16 protein-coding genes and 1 riboswitch are annotated in these 15,422 nt (G+C 40.6%); of the genes, 14 read left to right on the top strand and 2 right to left on the bottom strand.

Translation table 11 applies throughout. From position 1 onward, the window contains the following. The first annotated feature begins 11 nt into the window (after positions 1 to 11). The 13 genes from CR194_RS14140 (at position 12) to CR194_RS14195 (ending at position 9,761) form a co-directional block, all read left to right on the top strand. On the top strand, positions 12 to 443 hold the full coding sequence (locus tag CR194_RS14140; protein WP_110610329.1) for a TIGR03826 family flagellar region protein: 432 nt from the start codon (positions 12 to 14) through the stop codon (positions 441 to 443). Between the two features lie 557 nt (positions 444 to 1,000). Continuing rightward, positions 1,001 to 1,258 carry a flagellar biosynthesis anti-sigma factor FlgM gene (gene flgM / locus CR194_RS14145; RefSeq protein ID WP_110610330.1) on the top strand — a complete coding sequence of 86 codons (258 nt, stop codon included), beginning with the start codon at positions 1,001 to 1,003 and terminating at the stop codon, positions 1,256 to 1,258. 19 nt (positions 1,259 to 1,277) lie between these two features. Then, positions 1,278 to 1,775: a flagellar protein FlgN gene (locus CR194_RS14150; RefSeq protein ID WP_110610331.1), complete on the top strand. Its 498-nt coding sequence runs from the start codon at positions 1,278 to 1,280 to the stop codon at positions 1,773 to 1,775. Positions 1,776 to 1,855: 80 nt separating this feature from the next. Then, positions 1,856 to 3,448: a flagellar hook-associated protein FlgK gene (flgK, locus tag CR194_RS14155; protein WP_110610332.1), complete on the top strand. Its 1,593-nt coding sequence runs from the start codon at positions 1,856 to 1,858 to the stop codon at positions 3,446 to 3,448. A 46-nt stretch (positions 3,449 to 3,494) separates the two neighbouring features. Beyond that, positions 3,495 to 4,373, top strand: coding sequence for a flagellar hook-associated protein FlgL (gene flgL, locus CR194_RS14160; RefSeq protein ID WP_110610333.1), 879 nt, complete (start codon positions 3,495 to 3,497; stop codon positions 4,371 to 4,373). Positions 4,374 to 4,401: 28 nt separating this feature from the next. Next, the gene (locus CR194_RS14165) at positions 4,402 to 4,980 is read left to right on the top strand and encodes a DUF6470 family protein (protein ID WP_110610334.1); all 579 of its coding nucleotides are present in this window, start codon (positions 4,402 to 4,404) and stop codon (positions 4,978 to 4,980) included. A 119-nt stretch (positions 4,981 to 5,099) separates the two neighbouring features. Next, positions 5,100 to 5,552 carry a flagellar assembly protein FliW gene (fliW, locus tag CR194_RS14170; protein WP_110610335.1) on the top strand — a complete coding sequence of 151 codons (453 nt, stop codon included), beginning with the start codon at positions 5,100 to 5,102 and terminating at the stop codon, positions 5,550 to 5,552. Positions 5,553 to 5,555: 3 nt separating this feature from the next. Continuing rightward, positions 5,556 to 5,786, top strand: coding sequence for a carbon storage regulator CsrA (gene csrA / locus CR194_RS14175; RefSeq protein WP_110610336.1), 231 nt, complete (start codon positions 5,556 to 5,558; stop codon positions 5,784 to 5,786). Between the two features lie 220 nt (positions 5,787 to 6,006). Continuing rightward, on the top strand, positions 6,007 to 6,711 hold the full coding sequence (locus CR194_RS14180) for a helix-turn-helix transcriptional regulator (protein ID WP_110610337.1): 705 nt from the start codon (positions 6,007 to 6,009) through the stop codon (positions 6,709 to 6,711). A gap of 314 nt (positions 6,712 to 7,025) precedes the next feature. Then, positions 7,026 to 7,706, top strand: a complete 681-nt coding sequence (locus CR194_RS14185; protein WP_110610338.1) for a LuxR C-terminal-related transcriptional regulator — start codon at positions 7,026 to 7,028, stop codon at positions 7,704 to 7,706. A gap of 309 nt (positions 7,707 to 8,015) precedes the next feature. Continuing rightward, positions 8,016 to 8,834 (top strand): flagellin N-terminal helical domain-containing protein, encoded by an 819-nt coding sequence (locus tag CR194_RS14190; protein WP_110610339.1) that lies wholly within the window; start codon positions 8,016 to 8,018, stop codon positions 8,832 to 8,834. A 449-nt stretch (positions 8,835 to 9,283) separates the two neighbouring features. Continuing rightward, entirely contained in the window at positions 9,284 to 9,436 is a 153-nt protein-coding gene (locus tag CR194_RS20310) for a hypothetical protein (protein WP_158282280.1), read from the top strand. A 121-nt stretch (positions 9,437 to 9,557) separates the two neighbouring features. Continuing rightward, complete coding sequence (locus tag CR194_RS14195) at positions 9,558 to 9,761, top strand: hypothetical protein (RefSeq protein WP_110610340.1); 204 nt, start codon at positions 9,558 to 9,560, stop codon at positions 9,759 to 9,761. 966 nt (positions 9,762 to 10,727) lie between these two features. Here the strand turns inward: CR194_RS14195 and CR194_RS14200 are convergent. Together CR194_RS14200 and CR194_RS14205 are read right to left on the bottom strand one after the other, a co-directional pair. After that, the gene (locus CR194_RS14200; protein ID WP_110610341.1) at positions 10,728 to 12,848 is read right to left on the bottom strand and encodes an SNF2-related protein; all 2,121 of its coding nucleotides are present in this window, start codon (positions 12,846 to 12,848) and stop codon (positions 10,728 to 10,730) included. Positions 12,849 to 13,336: 488 nt separating this feature from the next. Then, a complete protein-coding gene (locus CR194_RS14205; RefSeq protein WP_110610342.1) occupies positions 13,337 to 14,266 on the bottom strand; it encodes a bile acid:sodium symporter family protein in 930 nt (309 codons plus the stop codon). Positions 14,267 to 14,504: 238 nt separating this feature from the next. Next, positions 14,505 to 14,607: riboswitch (TPP riboswitch) on the top strand. 104 nt (positions 14,608 to 14,711) lie between these two features. Between CR194_RS14205 and tenA the strand changes: the two genes are divergently transcribed. Next, positions 14,712 to 15,410 (top strand): thiaminase II, encoded by a 699-nt coding sequence (gene tenA, locus CR194_RS14210; protein ID WP_110610343.1) that lies wholly within the window; start codon positions 14,712 to 14,714, stop codon positions 15,408 to 15,410. Positions 15,411 to 15,422 lie beyond the last annotated feature (12 nt).

A 15,422-nucleotide genomic window follows, 5' to 3' on the forward strand; every position in this document is an offset into this window, starting at 1 on the left:
GAGTGGGGATCATGGCTGATTTAGCAAACTGTCCGAATTGCGACAAGTTGTTTGTGAAGGCGTTGCGTTCTGTGTGTGATGGATGTGCTCGTGAGGTGGAAGAGAAGTATCAGCAAGTCTACACCTTTATTCGAAAACGAGGGAATCGGCAGGCGACGATGGATGAAGTTCATGAAGGTACGGGTGTAGAGAAGGATTTGATCATTCGGTTTATTCGTGAGGGCCGGTTGCATCTTTCACAGTTTCCAAATTTAACGTATCCATGTGAGAAGTGCGGAAACCAGATCCGAGAAGGCCGCATTTGTGCGGGATGCCGAGGGGAGATACAATCGGATCTCCAGGCGGGCGATCGCCAGCAAGCATTTGAAGGACGAAAGAAAGAGCGAGAAAGTGCCCGATATAAGACTTATTCTACGTTGGATGAACGGGTGAAGAGAAAGTAGTAGCTTTGAAGATGAGTGGAGCGCCATAAATTTTGGATGGAGTGCAACAAATCTTGTATGGAGCGCAACAAATAATGAGTGTAGCGCAACATATCTTGAGAGGAACGCCACAAATCTTGGAGTGAACGCAACAAATAGTGATTAAAGCGCATGAACTCACGATTATAGCGCACAATCCAAGTTTATAGCGCAACAACCTGATATTATAGCGCGCCAACTCAAGAATATAGCGCGTAAATCAAATTTATAGCGCAACGACGCATAATTATAGCGCGATAAATCAAGGTTAAAGCGCGCCATCCAAAGTATAGCGCGCCCACCCGATATTATAGCGCGCAATCTAAGATTATAGCGCCCACAATTCGAAGCAGAGCTCCTAACCACGTGCAAGGATGTTAATCTAAATAGAGAAAAGGGAAGAATAACGGTAATTCAGCAGGATTTTTCCTAAGAGAACTAAAGTTTGGCGTGAAACGTCCGATATAGTTAATAGATGATACAGAATTCAGGTCGATCACTCATATAGATGGAAGGAATTATTCCAGGAGGTGGAAGGTATGAAGATTAATCCGATGCAGTCGGTGCAGGCGTACCGAAAGCTGCAAGAGGCGCAACAAAAGCAAAATCAAGAGCAGATAAAGAAGTCTGATCAAGTAGAGATTTCGTCTGAGGCGAAGGAAATGGCTAAGTCGCAGGGGGTTTCACCTGAGAGGCAAGAGCGTGTCAATGAGGTGAAGGAACAGATTGAACAGGGCACGTACAAGGTCAATCACCAGGAAGTGGCCAAGAAGTTTTACGATTTCTGGAATCAATAAAAGCGAGGTGTGGTGCGTGGTGCAGGAGCTGATTCAAATTTTTCAAGCGATGACTGTGGTTCATGAGCGATTTAATGAGCAGGCAGTCCGAAAAGAAGAAGTGATTAAAAAAGGGGACATGGAAGGTCTGGAGCAAGTAATGAAGGACGAGTCTCCATTGATTCAGCAGCTCCGAAAGCTGGAAAATACGCGCCACCACCTCGTTCAGCAGTGGATGGATGAAAAGGGGCTAGTGAAAGAGAACGTAACGATGGCTCAGTTGACGCCATTATTTCCGGAAGAAGAGCGGGAAGAGTTGCAGTATTGGCAACAGAGGCTCATGACGGAAATTCATCAGTTGAAAGAGCAGAACCGTCTCAATGAGCAAATGTTACAAGACTCGTTGCGATTTGTGAACTTGTCCCTTGATGCCATGTCTCCGCAGAACCAGTTTAGTAGTTATTCTGGTGGTGGGGAGAAGGACGATGACGACGGGTTTGACCCGGGCGGTCGTTCGCTGTTTGATTCAAAGGTGTGATGAGGAACGGATCATTTTTTTTTGAAAAAAAACAATTTTCCGGCGTGAAATTTAGATAGACAACCAAAGGGGAGACAACGATGCTTTCAACTTTTCATGGATTAGAAACGAGCCGACGTGCGTTGAGCACGCAGCAGGCTGCTTTACATACAACGGGACATAATATCGCCAACGCCAATACAAAAGGGTATTCCCGTCAGCGGGTCAACTTCACGCAAACGGAAGCCTTTCCAAACCCGGGATTCAACAAGCCTGGTATTCCAGGGCAACTAGGTACAGGGGTGAAAGCAGGAGAAATCCAGCGCGTTCGGGAAGCCTTTCTTGATATGCAATATCGTGCGGAGAACAACAAGAACGGCTATTGGGATTCTCGCCATACGTCTTTAGAGAAAATGGAAGACATCATGAACGAACCTACGGAGGACGGATTAGCAAACACCTTGGATCGCTTCTGGGAATCGTTGCAAGATCTTTCCGTCAACCCTGAAGATTCAGGGGCTCGTTCCGTCGTAAGACAGCGAGGAATTGCTGTAGCAGAGACGTTTAACTATACGTATAACTCGTTAGAAGCAATTCAGCGGGATTACCAACAACAAATTGGTGTTCAAGAAAACCAAGTGAATTCGCTACTTAATCAGATTAACAAATTAAACTCGCAAATTAGTTCCGTCGAGCCACATGGCATGCTGCCCAACGACCTTTACGATCAGCGCGATATGCTCGTAGATGAGCTATCCCAGTTTGTGAATATTGAAGTGGAGCGGGTCAACAGCGGCGGTCAATCAAAGGATATGGCTGAAGGCAAATATTCGATCTATTTGCTCGATAACAACGGCCAACGGTTGAACGATGTGCAGTTAGTCAACGGGGAGAACTTGACGATTAACCAAATGTCCGTTGAACCGAAAAGTGAAAATGACCGCTTGGACGGTTTAGTTACCGGTATTTCCTTTGGCGGCAATACGGTTGGGTTTGAAGACTTTCAATCACCTGGTTCCCTTCGAGGCGCCATTGAAGCTTACGGATATATGGAAGGTGGAGAAGAACGAGGTCTCTACCCCGATATGATGAGAAACTTAGACGTGATGGCTAACACATTTGCTAGTGAATTCAACGCTGTGCACGAAGCGGGTTGGAGTTTATCAGAAATAGAAAATGAAGCTCATAGCGAAATTGCTTTCTTCAGCTATCGCCAAGATCTAGATGACGATGGAAAAGGAGCAGCAAAACAACTCCGAGTGTCGCAAACGATCATGGACAGCCTTGATAACATCGCTGCGTCTGGTGATCCTGGACGAACAGGCGGTGCTTTAAACGGACCTTTAGGAGAAGCTTTTGCCGGTGACGGTTCCAATGCGTTGGCGCTGGCCGACGTGAAGGACAATCGATTAGATTTTGACGGGGACACGACGAACGTGCAAAGTTTTTACCAAGGGGTCATTGGACAAATGGCCGTCGATACGAATGAAGCAGCGCGGATGGAGCGGAACACCGGATCGTTAAGAGACTCCGTCGATCAAAACCGTCAGTCTGTCAGCAGTGTGTCATTGGACGAAGAAATGAGCAACATGATTCAGTTCCAGCACGCCTACAATGCTGCCGCCCGTAACTTAACGGCGGTAGACGAAATGCTCGATCGCATCATTAATAATATGGGACTCGTAGGACGGTAATTTTTTACGGATGACCTTAACATAAAAACAAAGTAGGTGGATTTACATGAGAGTGACGCAATCAATGATCGCTAACAGCTCCTTGCAACATTTAAGTAACAGCTATGGTCAGCTCAAAAACTATCAAGATCAGCTTTCTACTGGAAAGAAAATTTCCCGCGCTTCTCAAGACCCGGTTATTGCCATGAACGGAATGCGCTACCGGACACAAGTGGCGGAAACGTCTCAGTTCAAACGAAACATTTCGGAAGTGTACAACTGGATGGACACAGCTGACTCAGCGCTAGATAAGACAACGAGCACGTTGCATCGACTTCGTGAACTGACTGTGCAAGCGTCCAATGATACTTATGAATCAACACAACGGGCCAACATCGCAAAAGAAGTCCAGCAGCTGAAAGAGCATTTGGAATCTTTAGGGAATACTCAGGCAAACAATAAATACATCTTTAATGGAACGAATACAACGAACAAACCGATTGATTTGGAAGCGGGACAGTTTTCCACGAACGGACAAAACGTGGAAATTGAATTGTTAAAAGGCGTGAAAGTTCCGGTGAACATCACGCCTAATAACGTTTTTTCTGAAGGGTTATTCGCTGATGTTCAAGCCCTTGAAGACATGTTGAAAGACCCGAACACAACCGCTCAAGAATTGTCAGGCATGCTCGATACATTAGATGTTCATATTAACAACTCCGTCGACGAGCGGGCTGAACTTGGGGCGCGTATGAACCGCGTGGAAATGATCGATGATCGCATTCAGGAACAAGAAGTGATTTCGAAGCGAATCATGTCTGACAATGAAGATGCGGACATGGAGAAAGTAATTACGGCTCTTATGTCTCAAGAAAACGTTCACCGGGCAGCACTTTCATCGAGCTCGCGGATCATTCAACCGACCTTGATGGATTTCTTAAGATAAACAATTAGCACTATAAGGAGGCCATGTGATGGATTTAGCTCGAATAAACATCTCGACCACCCAAGCTCAAACCGGGATCCAAAGTCAGCGGCCTCCCATGAGTATTCACCAACCACAGGCCGACATGCATATTGATCAGGAATTTGGCAGTATACGGATTAGCACAACTGCGTCACAACTGTTTATTGACCAGACGGAAGCCTTTGCTGACGCTGATCTTAAGGGGCCGTTGCGTCGAAGTGACGAATTCGCTGCCCGTTCGATGCAAAATGTGATGCAGTATATCGCCAAGACGACCCAGCAAGGCGACCAAATGAAAAAAATTGAACACGGCACGAATGCGATCGCCTCGATTGCGAAACAAAACGGAGAACGTCCCACGAAACAGATCAATTATGGCACCGTCCCTGAACATATGGGGAAAGTGTCGATTGACTATCGCCCGTCGGACATTTCCATTCAAGCTGATCGCAGCGAGCCTACCATTCGTGTTCATAAGAACGACCCGCAGATCCATATTCCCCGGTGGGAGTCTAACGTGTACTTGCAACAGAAAAATCATATCGACTTCTCCGTAAGTGGAGGGTCGATCAACCGCCAACTGTAACATCCGTCGTTTAGCCGGATGTTTTCATTATGCTTTTTTATATTAATCTGGCTGTGGCCAACATTTGAAAGAATATATTCGTTACAATAAAACAAACAGAAAAAAATGGAGTGATCAGTTTGAACATCGAAACGAAATACAGTGGTGAAACAGATATCAACGAAAGCAATATCATTCAGTTTGAACAGGGCCTTCCTAGTTTTGAAGAAGAAACGTCCTTTGTCCTTCTTCCCTTCAGCGAAGAACCTAGCCCCTTCTTCATCCTTCAATCAACGAATACACCGGGACTTGCCTTGGTGGTGATGACCCCGTTCACCTTTTTCCCGGACTATCAAGCGAAACTATCTGACCAAACGGTGGAAGCGCTGGACATTGAAGATGAGCAAGAGGTGGCGTTATTTGTCGTCTTGACGTTGAAAGATGCGCTAGAGGAATCCACAGCGAACCTCCGCGGGCCGATCGTCATGAACAGGGCGAAGAAAAAAGGCAAGCAGATCGTTTTAAATGAATCTAGTTACCATACAAAGCATTCCCTTGAACCTGTCACAGCTTCTGGAAAGAAGGAGGACTAGCCGATGCTCGTACTAACTCGAAAGCTTAATGAATCGATTAAAATTGGCGATGATATTGAAATTACCGTCATTGGCGTAGAAGGCGACCAAGTGAAGTTAGGGATCGATGCGCCCCGAAACATCGATATCCACCGAAAAGAAATCTACCTAGCCATTCAAGAAGAGAACTCGGAAGCGGCGGGAACGTCCATTGATGTGCTGAAGCAGTTCACAAAATCGATAAAAAAATCATAAGTCCCCAGCATGAAGTTTCCATCTTTATGAGGCTTTTCAACTGTATGAATTATACTCATATAGTTCCATTCTTGTGTTGAATTCCTTATACAGGAAAAGATTCTCTCGTTTGGCCATATTGAACAACAATAGTCTCATAGATATTACGACAATCGAATCTTGTCGTTTTATATAATACTAGTTATTCTTAAGGGTAGAGATTAATGAAAGGGGATCCATCATGCACTCAATGTACTCTCCACAAGATACAGCGATTACCGAAAAGGTCCTCTTTATCGATTATGATCAATGCCTGTCGGATGAAAACGTCGAAACACTTACATCCATTTCCAGTGACAAGGAAGTCATCATCGAAAAGAGTTTCCCAACAGACCTGGATAAGATCCGATACGTCTTCTTTTTGATCGACGACTTCCACATCGATTCGTTCAACTGGCTCGAATCCATGCTAGCGGAAGTAAAGGACCGAAATACATACAGAATGATCATGACAAAGGCGGCACCTACGCGATCATTGTTTCAATTCTTTGCTCAGGAATTAAGTGGAATCGTTTCCCTAGACTATTTCCTTCAGCAAAGCGACCGCGTCTTGGAAACGCTAGACGAATACGGCGTCTTTCTCGAACAGTCGCTCCACTGCGACCTGGTCACCGAGCTCCATCGCAAAAAATTAAAAGACCGGCCAATCAAACGTCTAGTCCTAAGAACAGAAGACGTACAATACATACTCACGGAAAACGAAAAGAAAGTTCTGCAAAACATCTTGGACGGCCACAACAACCGAAAAATCGCCGAAATCATGTTCCTGGCCCCCTCCACCATCAGCACCGTCATCAGCCACCTCCTAAAAAAACTCGGCGCCAACGACCGCACCGACGCTATGGTGCAAATTATACGACGGGGTTGGGTTGATGCGGTGAGGTAGGGATATTTGATCCCTGTATAGAACAATTGCAGCACCTACGTTTTTAGCGTGGGTGTTTTGTTTTGTCTACGTTAATTTCTTTCCTGATCTATAAAATTTAAAGTTAAAAATATTTCTAGATCAAAAGTCTATTTCCGTCACCTACAAAACCCAAATAAGAACAAGTACCATCCTATTAATCGATAAATAAACCTATAATTCGACAATAATATACAAATATTGAATGGTTCCTGTGAACATTGTCATATAACTAAGTCTATGTTAAATTTCACTATATTACTATTATTTAACATGGAAAATCAGGCGGTGTTTTAATGCTCGGTAATAAAGTATCAGTTGGTAGGATTGTGGTTTATGATAATGGGAAAGTCATTGAAAATGACTTCCTACATCAGTTTTCTAAAGATGAAAATATCGTTCATGTCACAAAGCAGGAATATATATTTGGGACAGTAGATGACAGTGATATATTATTTTTTGTTGCAGTTGATGAAAACATCCATTCTATAGATGACATTATTAAAATCAAAGAAAAGAAAGACTGCAAAGTACTCCTCGTAAATAACGAAGACATTTCTCCATCCTTTCTGTCATTTTTACATTTGCCGATAGATGGGTTAATATCACTATCTTTTCTTAGAAAAAATCTACCTTTTGTGATAGATACGATTCGTTCCAATAAGATTGTTTTAGATCCTATGCTTCATCGAAGCTTAATTCTTGAGATTGAGAGAAAGAAAACGAATAAACGCCCAATAAAAAAATTAGTACTGGAAAAGGATAAAGTCGAAGAAATTTTAAAAGAAAGTGAACAAAACGTCCTCCAACTCCTATTAGATGGCTACAACAATCAAAAGATAGCAGATGAATTGTATTTTTCAACTTCCTCAGTAAGTACAACTATTAGTCATCTATTGAAGAAGTTGCAAGTTCGAGACCGAACTGATGCTACCGTTACGGCTATTCGTAGAGGCTGGGTTGAGGCAGTTAGGTAGAATAACAAAGACAGCAGAACCCTTCTCGTAGGTGCTGCTGTCTTTGTTGTCGAGGTTGTATCATAAATTATCGTTTTCATATTGTTGTATTAATCTTTAAACTGTGAAGACAAGCTAGTACTTGGATGAGTGATGCAGGTACTAGCGAAACTTTTTTAAAAAAAGTGTTAAACAATTTACGACATTGACCGATAATAGAATTGTACGGTGATAAAGGAAGCGGCGGCCGACGCTTTTCTTAGCCACCAAAACAAGAACTTCCACTCACAAGGATGTGAACAGGAAGCAAACTCAAGGAGGAATTTTATTATGATTATCAACAACAATATTCCAGCAATGAACACACACCGTCAAATGGGAATCAACCAAAATGCAATGCAGTCTTCAATGGAAAAGCTATCTTCAGGTATGCGTATTAACCGTGCTGGAGACGATGCAGCTGGTTTAGCAATCTCCGAAAAAATGCGTGCACAGATCAACGGTTTAGACCAAGCTAGCCGTAACGCACAAGATGGTATTTCTTTAATTCAAACTGCAGAGGGTGCATTGGACGAAACTCATAGTATCCTTCAACGTATGCGTGAACTTTCAGTGCAGTCTGCAAATGATACTAACACTAATGATGACCGTGAAGAACTTCAGAAAGAAGTAGCTCAACTTGTTTCTGAAATTGATCGTATTTCCGCTAATACTGAGTTTAATACTCAATCTCTATTAGATGGAACTTTTGAAGATAAAGAAATTCATATTGGTGCAAATGATGGACAAACATTAACTATAGCTTTTAATGACATGTCAACAGGAGCAGAGGGATTAAATATTGCCGATTTAGATATCAGTGATCAAGAAGGTGCTGATACGGCGATAGCTTCACTTGATGATGCTATTAAAGCTGTCTCTGCTGAAAGGTCTGAAATGGGTGCTTGGCAAAATCGTCTTGAGCACACAATCTCTAACTTAGATAACGCTTCTGAGAATCTTTCTGCTGCGGAATCTCGTATCCGTGACGTTGATATGGCTTCGGAAATGATGGAAATGACTCGTGCAAACATCCTTTCTCAAGCTTCTCAGTCTATGCTAGCTCAGGCAAATCAGGCTCCTCAGTCAGTTTTACAACTACTAGGATAATGATTTAACAGGGCGTCTTACTTGGTAACGAGTAAGAGGACCACTGGGTGAATTGCTGGAACTTCCTAAAGCTTTGTCAACCACAGCGGAGTTGGAAACGACAAACGTCATGGTTTGAAAATGACAAGGATACATGGATAATCAGCAGCCAAGCTCCTTTCTCGAAAGAGTGGAGAAGGTTCAACGACTAGGATAGACCACCTAAAGCAAAAGCTATGGTGATGAAATCCGTAGGACAGCAAACGCTGTTCGAAGTGCCCAGCCCCTATGAATGAATAGGGTGAAGATATAGTCTAACCAATGATTCGAAAGACATTGAGGCAGTGCAAGCCAACCAACAACCACAAGCAGTTCTACAACTACTTGGTTAATATTTACGAACAACTTAGAGGCTCTAGTTATTATGCTAGAGTCTCTTTCTTTTCATAATAGAAAAAGGGGGTGAGTTGATGGGGATACCTGGGTTTACTAAATGTATCAAGTGTGGTCAAAAAGCGGAACTAGTAAAGCAAACAGCAATTATTGCTGGATTATACAAATGTACAAATAAAGCTTGTGATTATTTCATTAAGCCATTTCAGAAATTATTCAGAGATGAGTAATTCTAATTTAAATTTTTATTTAGAGTTGAGGTGCCTGGTGATCACTACCTAATTTTTGTAATATTATATCGAAAGCATTCAAGTACACAGTTTTGATGCATACATAGAATGCAGTAATCATATGAAGAAGCATCTTGATGTCATGAAGCAGAGTTTGAAACTGTCAGTGACGGTATTAGAAGTATTAACACATGTACAGAAGCAACTTAATGAAACAAAGTACCCTGATGCAATGCAGTTGATGCCTTATGTAGAAGGGGGGTGGCATCGATTGAGAATTCAGTCGGTCCTGTTTTTGAGGACATGGACGCTACAGAATCAGTAAAAGTATATACTAATAATGTACGTGAAAGTTTAGAGAGATTGATAACATCCCTTAAAAGTCATTCCTACGGCACTTTCCAAGAGATCCTTCAGTTTACACTCATTTCAAACGTAAATAAAATGAGATTTGAAATGGAAAGGTTGTCGGACTATATCTCATCTCTTAACACCTTTAATTGATAGGAGTTAAGAGATGGATATTGCATCACTGTTGATGCCGATTAGTCAAGCAGAATTATAAAACAGGCTTTTGTTTCAATGATGGAAAAAGTTAGAGGGCTTGCAAGGAGTAAATAGAAGCTCGGGATAGTATTGACTTCAATCCTCAAATATCTTCAACTTCAATTTTAATTACTTATTCCATTAAAATATCCATTTATCCTATTTATAATTTCTTCTAAAGTTAAAAATTCGTCACAAAGTATTGGGTAGTTTAATGAATATTTTAAGTGAAACAATTCTAATACATAGATATTAGATTCTTTTAGTTACGTGAACTTCCATAAGTTTAGTCATCCTTGTTCCCCCTTTTCTTTGTATTAATTATATCTAAGTTCTAAACTCAAGTGAAATACAATTAATTTAATTCTGATTAGATTTAAGGAAGAATTTATCTTCTTTATTCAAGAAACCTATCACTATTCTTCTAATTAAACAGCAATATTAATACATACGCTGATATAAGCTCATATTCATAAATTGGACTTAAATAATTCCAATGTTTCTTGTGTATTGCTCGGGACAAGTAATGATAGAAATTTAGTGTGTACCTCCATCGTTGAATATGTGCGAAGTTAAATAAAATGAAATAAATATAAGGTCGATATTTACGCAAAAATAAATGAGTATAGGGGAGAAGCGCTTTAAGCTAATAAAGCTAAAGCATTGTCTAAAGATCTACAATTAAAATTTCCTGAAATGAGACTTTTCGTGAAACAACCATTAAAGACTATAACATGAGATTTGTTTAACTTGTGATTTGTAATCGTTCCTGTTCCTTTTGGATTGCTTGAGCTGCTAATTTTGACTCATGGATATTTTGTGATAAATCTCCGACTCCAGAGTCTCTGGCATATAAATTAAATAGATCAGATTTTTGATTAAGTAATTCTAAAATACGCCCATCGATACTATCCTCTGTTAACAATCGATAAACGGTTACGTTTTTAGCCTGCCCCATTCGATAAGCGCGACTAATCGCTTGTTCTTCTGTTGAAGGTTTCCACTGAGGTTCACAAATAATGATAATGCTTGCCGCTTGAATATTAAGCCCGACACCGCCAGCTTCAATTTGATTAATTAACACACTACCTTCTGTTGCTTTAGTGAATTCGTCAATAATCTCTTGACGCCTGTTATTAGAAAGACTACCGGTAATTGGTTCAAATGCTCGATCTTTTAGATGGGAATATACTTTCTGTAAAATGGATTTGTAGAATGAAAAAATTAAAATTTTGTGACCGCTCTCTTTCGCTTGATCACATAGATCCATTAGCATTTTCAATTTCGGTGAATCTTTAGGTGATTTACCAGACCATCCGGCCCTACGCATATCGTGAATGGCCTCGGACTTTACCGCTTCAATATAGTTAGTTAATTCACTTTCACCAAATTCAGTCCAGACGGGAATGATATTCAGCTCCGGTAACTCTTTAAGAACATCTGAACGATTTCGTCTCAAATATACGGGCCCAATCACCTCTTTAAAACGCTGAGGCTCAAGTAGTTGCATATTTTCAAAAATCTCGTTCGTGATTTCAGGTTGTAACACCTCAATTAGTTGACTCAGTTCGCCTAGTCTATTTTCAAGAGGTGTCCCCGACATAAATAAGTCGTATGAAGCAATTTCTGCTAACCGATAAACATTTTTGGAACGTCTAGCGTCGGGATTTTTAATATAATGGGCTTCATCAACTATAAGAATATCTAGCTTTTCACTCACTAGAGCCTGTAAAAATTTTGTATGTTCATACGTGGTAATCATAATACCACCATTTTTCATCCATAGATTGTAAAAATCCTCACGTTGCTTTCCGTGAAAAATAAAGATTTTCAAGTTCGAAAATTTTTGGATTTCCCGTTTCCAGTTTGCTAAGACACTTAATGGGCATACAACTATGGCATATTTTTTCTCCTCGTGATGAAGATGATTTATGATGGCAATCGCTTGAATGGTTTTACCTAATCCCATCTCATCTCCTAATAAAGTTCGTTTATAGGTTAATCCATATTTTGCTCCGAACTCTTGATAATTTCTTAATGTTACGTTTAATCCGTCTGTGTTCAGTTCAAAAGAATTCACTTTTTCTACAATTTCAGCCGTTAATCCGTAAACATCATTCTGATTAAATGGACCATCAATTTTTTCTAATAGAGCATAGTAGGTAGCATTATTAACTAAAAAGTCATTAATCACTTCTTCATCTTTGGGGGTGTATGAATCTAGATAATTAATCGTCTCTTTAAATTCATTGAGTTTATCTCTATCGAACTTCACATTTATTTGATTTATGGCAAAACTGATCTTTTCTCTTTTTTCTTTAGATTGAAAAATTGAAAAGATGTAAGGAAGTTTCATTTTTGCAATTTGAAGATCTTTATCTATTAATTTTTGAAATGCGAGGAAGTCTTTCTTGGCCTCGTCAACATGATCTAAGACATATTGCTTTATATAAATACTTTTTAGTAAGCGTAGTTCTTCATCTGATAAATTCTCTAGGTTGATTTTAGGGTATGAATTTTTGTAAATAGACTCTTCAATTTGCTTTGTGGAATAATAAATCGCCTCAGCACTTTTCTCACCGATACCAGGAATTCTTAATAAATCATCTATAGATAAATGGCTAACATCAGCAAGAGTTTTCATATCTTGATTGTATAGCCCATATAAATTTAGCTTATTAGCAAGAGAAGTTATTGTGTCTATAGGGAGTTTTTGCAGCTTCTCATTTACATACTCATGTTTTAATTCTTTCCATGATAACTCAACGAAGGTATCATAAAACTCTTCTGAAAAACCATTGAATCTGCTATTTATTGTTTGTATTTCCTTATCTAGATGATTAATATCTTTTTTGTTCTTGATCACTCTACTCCACCTCAGTTAATATATGTAAATTCAATTATCTCAGAATTACATGTAAGCGTAAACTTTTACTCGCATATAATTTTATAAACGCTAATTGAAGTGCCTAGCCCCTATGAAAGAATATGGTGAACAAATAGTCTAAACAATGATTCAAAAGACATTGAGCTAGTGTAAGCCAATCAACAACTATAATCAGTACTACAATTGCTTGGTTAATATTTATGAACAACGTAGAGAGTCTAGTAAATATGCTAGAGTCTCTTTCTTTAGAGGAATTGAAAAGATATTCAATTCACTAAAGTATCGTGTTTGGTTGCGGGGATAAGAGTAGATGAAGTGAATGTGGAATAGCACGAGATAGAGTAGCCAAGTGGTTGCTTTTGTTTTGAAAGAATTGTCCTTTGCTAAACAGGTATCTATACTTTTAAAAGGAGGATGAAGCCTTGTTCATCCTCCGATAACATATCTTTCTAACTTCAGCATAATTTTTATGACTTCGACTTCCGGTTCCAAAATGACACAAGTAACGGCCCTGAAATATTATGCCATACTGAAAATAAGGCACTGGGAAGCGCTGCGAGTGGGCTAAAGTGAGCAGTTGCCAATGCGGCACCGAGTCCGGAATTCTGCATACCTACTTCAATTGAGATCGCTCGACGTTTTGTTTCATCCAGTTGCGCCCATTTTGCTGCTAAGTACCCTAGCGCGAGCCCCATTCCGTTGTGCAAAACAACTGCTGCAAATACTGCGACACCTGATGTGACGATATTTTCAGTATTAGCTGCGACAACTGCTGTCACGATGAGCATGATCGCTATGACTGAAACGAGCGGGAGGGCAACTTGACTTTTTTCTACAGTGCCCGGTAATAGTTTCCGAACTAAAATCCCTAAAGCGATCGGAATAATAATCATTTCTAAAATAGACATAAACATATCACCGACTCCTACAGGAAGCCACTGACCTGCGAGGAGCAGCACAATAAGTGGAGTCAAAAGCGGGGCCAGCATTGTAGACACAGAGGTCATAGCTACTGACACCGGCACGTCGCCTCGAGATAAGTAAACCATGACGTTTGACGCTGTTCCTCCCGGGCATGCACCAACGAGAACAAGACCCGCAGCCAGCTCCGGTGGCAAGTTTAACGCATAGGCTATAACAAAAGCGACTAAAGGCATGATAAGAAATTGTGCAAGTAGCCCAATCAACACAGGTGCAGGTTTTTGGGCCACCACTTTAAAATCTGACAATTTCATGGTCGTTCCCATACCAAACATGACCACTCCCAATAATATGGTAATGTAGGCACCGATCCATGCGAACGTATTTGGTGTAAGAAACGCGATAACCGATACGATAATGACAATAAGTGCAAAATACTTACTAAATAACTGACTGACTTTTCCCAACAACTGCATTTTTAAACATACTCCTTTGCAACTTTTCTGATTATTAAATGTATTTCGCCATTGTAACTTGTGCTTTAACGCTTTTCAATAGAAAAGCAATAAAAATGTCAGAAAATTTGTCAAATAGAATTTCTACGGAATTAATTAGCAATTGGGAGGGTTCGTAAAAGGTTATATCGGGGGGGTAGGAAAGAAGATTCATTTTTGGTTGAAATTTACAAGTGGTTGCTGTAAGGTAGAATCATAGAATATCCACTAGGGGAGCCGGATGGCTGAGACGAAGCGTGATGCTTGGACCCTTTGAACCTGATCTGGTCAGTACCAGCGTAGGAAAGTGGCGGCTATGTCCTTTATGATACGTGGACGTAAGCTTCTCTTTCTCCTGAGACAGAGAAGCTTTTTTCTGTTTCAGTGAGTGGATGTTCTTCCTATTCTATTGAAGGAGGAAGATATGATGAGATTTTCAGAAAAATTGCGGCAGGAAGCAGATCCGATTTATGAGGCGATTTTTAATCACTCATTTGTCAGAGGAATTGGGGAAGGAAATGTACCGAAAGAAGCGCTGATTCATTATGTGAAACAAGACTATGAATACTTAACCACGTTCTGCCGGATTTATGGAATGGCGATTTCAAAGTGCCAGTCGCGGGAGGATATGACGTTTTTTCAGCAGCAGATTGGTTTTGTTCTGAATGAGGAAGTGCACCCACACAATAATTTCTGTGAAGTAGCAGGAGTGAAATATAACGACCTTCAGAAGGCACCTCTTGCCCCATCGGCCCATCATTACACGCGACATATGCTAGAGGTAGCAGCAAACGGAACGCTTGGAGAAACTTTGACTGCACTTGCTCCGTGTCCATGGTCATACTGGGAAATTGGTCGGCGGTTAATGCAGGAATTCTCTCCGGGGCCAGATCATCCTTTTTATGACTGGATTACTTTTTACGCAAATGACGAAGTATCGGAAATTACAAGGAATTTCATGGATAAGATCGACGCATGCGCAGAGAATGCGGGAAAACAAGAACGAGAAAACATGATGGAATACTTTCTAATCAGCTCCCAGTTGGAGCATCAGTTCTGGACCATGGCATATGAACAGGAAAAATGGTATGTAGACACACAACATTCTTCGTTGGTTATTAAATAAAATAATATATAG

The organism is Salipaludibacillus keqinensis (assembly GCF_003226325.1).
GTDB classification, from domain to species: Bacteria; Bacillota; Bacilli; order Bacillales; family Salisediminibacteriaceae; genus Salipaludibacillus; species Salipaludibacillus keqinensis.

Bases quoted from the DNA above. Each gene is read 5' to 3' on its own strand.
- CR194_RS14140 (WP_110610329.1), top strand. From the start codon at position 12: ATGGCTGATTTAGCAAACTGTCCGAATTGCGACAAGTTGTTTGTGAAG.
- flgM (WP_110610330.1), top strand. From the start codon at position 1,001: ATGAAGATTAATCCGATGCAGTCGGTGCAGGCGTACCGAAAGCTGCAA.
- flgK (WP_110610332.1), top strand. From the start codon at position 1,856: ATGCTTTCAACTTTTCATGGATTAGAAACGAGCCGACGTGCGTTGAGC.
- flgL (WP_110610333.1), top strand. From the start codon at position 3,495: ATGAGAGTGACGCAATCAATGATCGCTAACAGCTCCTTGCAACATTTA.
- CR194_RS14165 (WP_110610334.1), top strand. From the start codon at position 4,402: ATGGATTTAGCTCGAATAAACATCTCGACCACCCAAGCTCAAACCGGG.
- csrA (WP_110610336.1), top strand. From the start codon at position 5,556: ATGCTCGTACTAACTCGAAAGCTTAATGAATCGATTAAAATTGGCGAT.
- CR194_RS14180 (WP_110610337.1), top strand. From the start codon at position 6,007: ATGCACTCAATGTACTCTCCACAAGATACAGCGATTACCGAAAAGGTC.
- CR194_RS14185 (WP_110610338.1), top strand. From the start codon at position 7,026: ATGCTCGGTAATAAAGTATCAGTTGGTAGGATTGTGGTTTATGATAAT.
- CR194_RS14190 (WP_110610339.1), top strand. From the start codon at position 8,016: ATGATTATCAACAACAATATTCCAGCAATGAACACACACCGTCAAATG.
- CR194_RS20310 (WP_158282280.1), top strand. From the start codon at position 9,284: ATGGGGATACCTGGGTTTACTAAATGTATCAAGTGTGGTCAAAAAGCG.
- CR194_RS14195 (WP_110610340.1), top strand. From the start codon at position 9,558: ATGAAGAAGCATCTTGATGTCATGAAGCAGAGTTTGAAACTGTCAGTG.
- CR194_RS14205 (WP_110610342.1), bottom strand. From the start codon at position 14,266: ATGCAGTTGTTGGGAAAAGTCAGTCAGTTATTTAGTAAGTATTTTGCA.
- tenA (WP_110610343.1), top strand. From the start codon at position 14,712: ATGAGATTTTCAGAAAAATTGCGGCAGGAAGCAGATCCGATTTATGAG.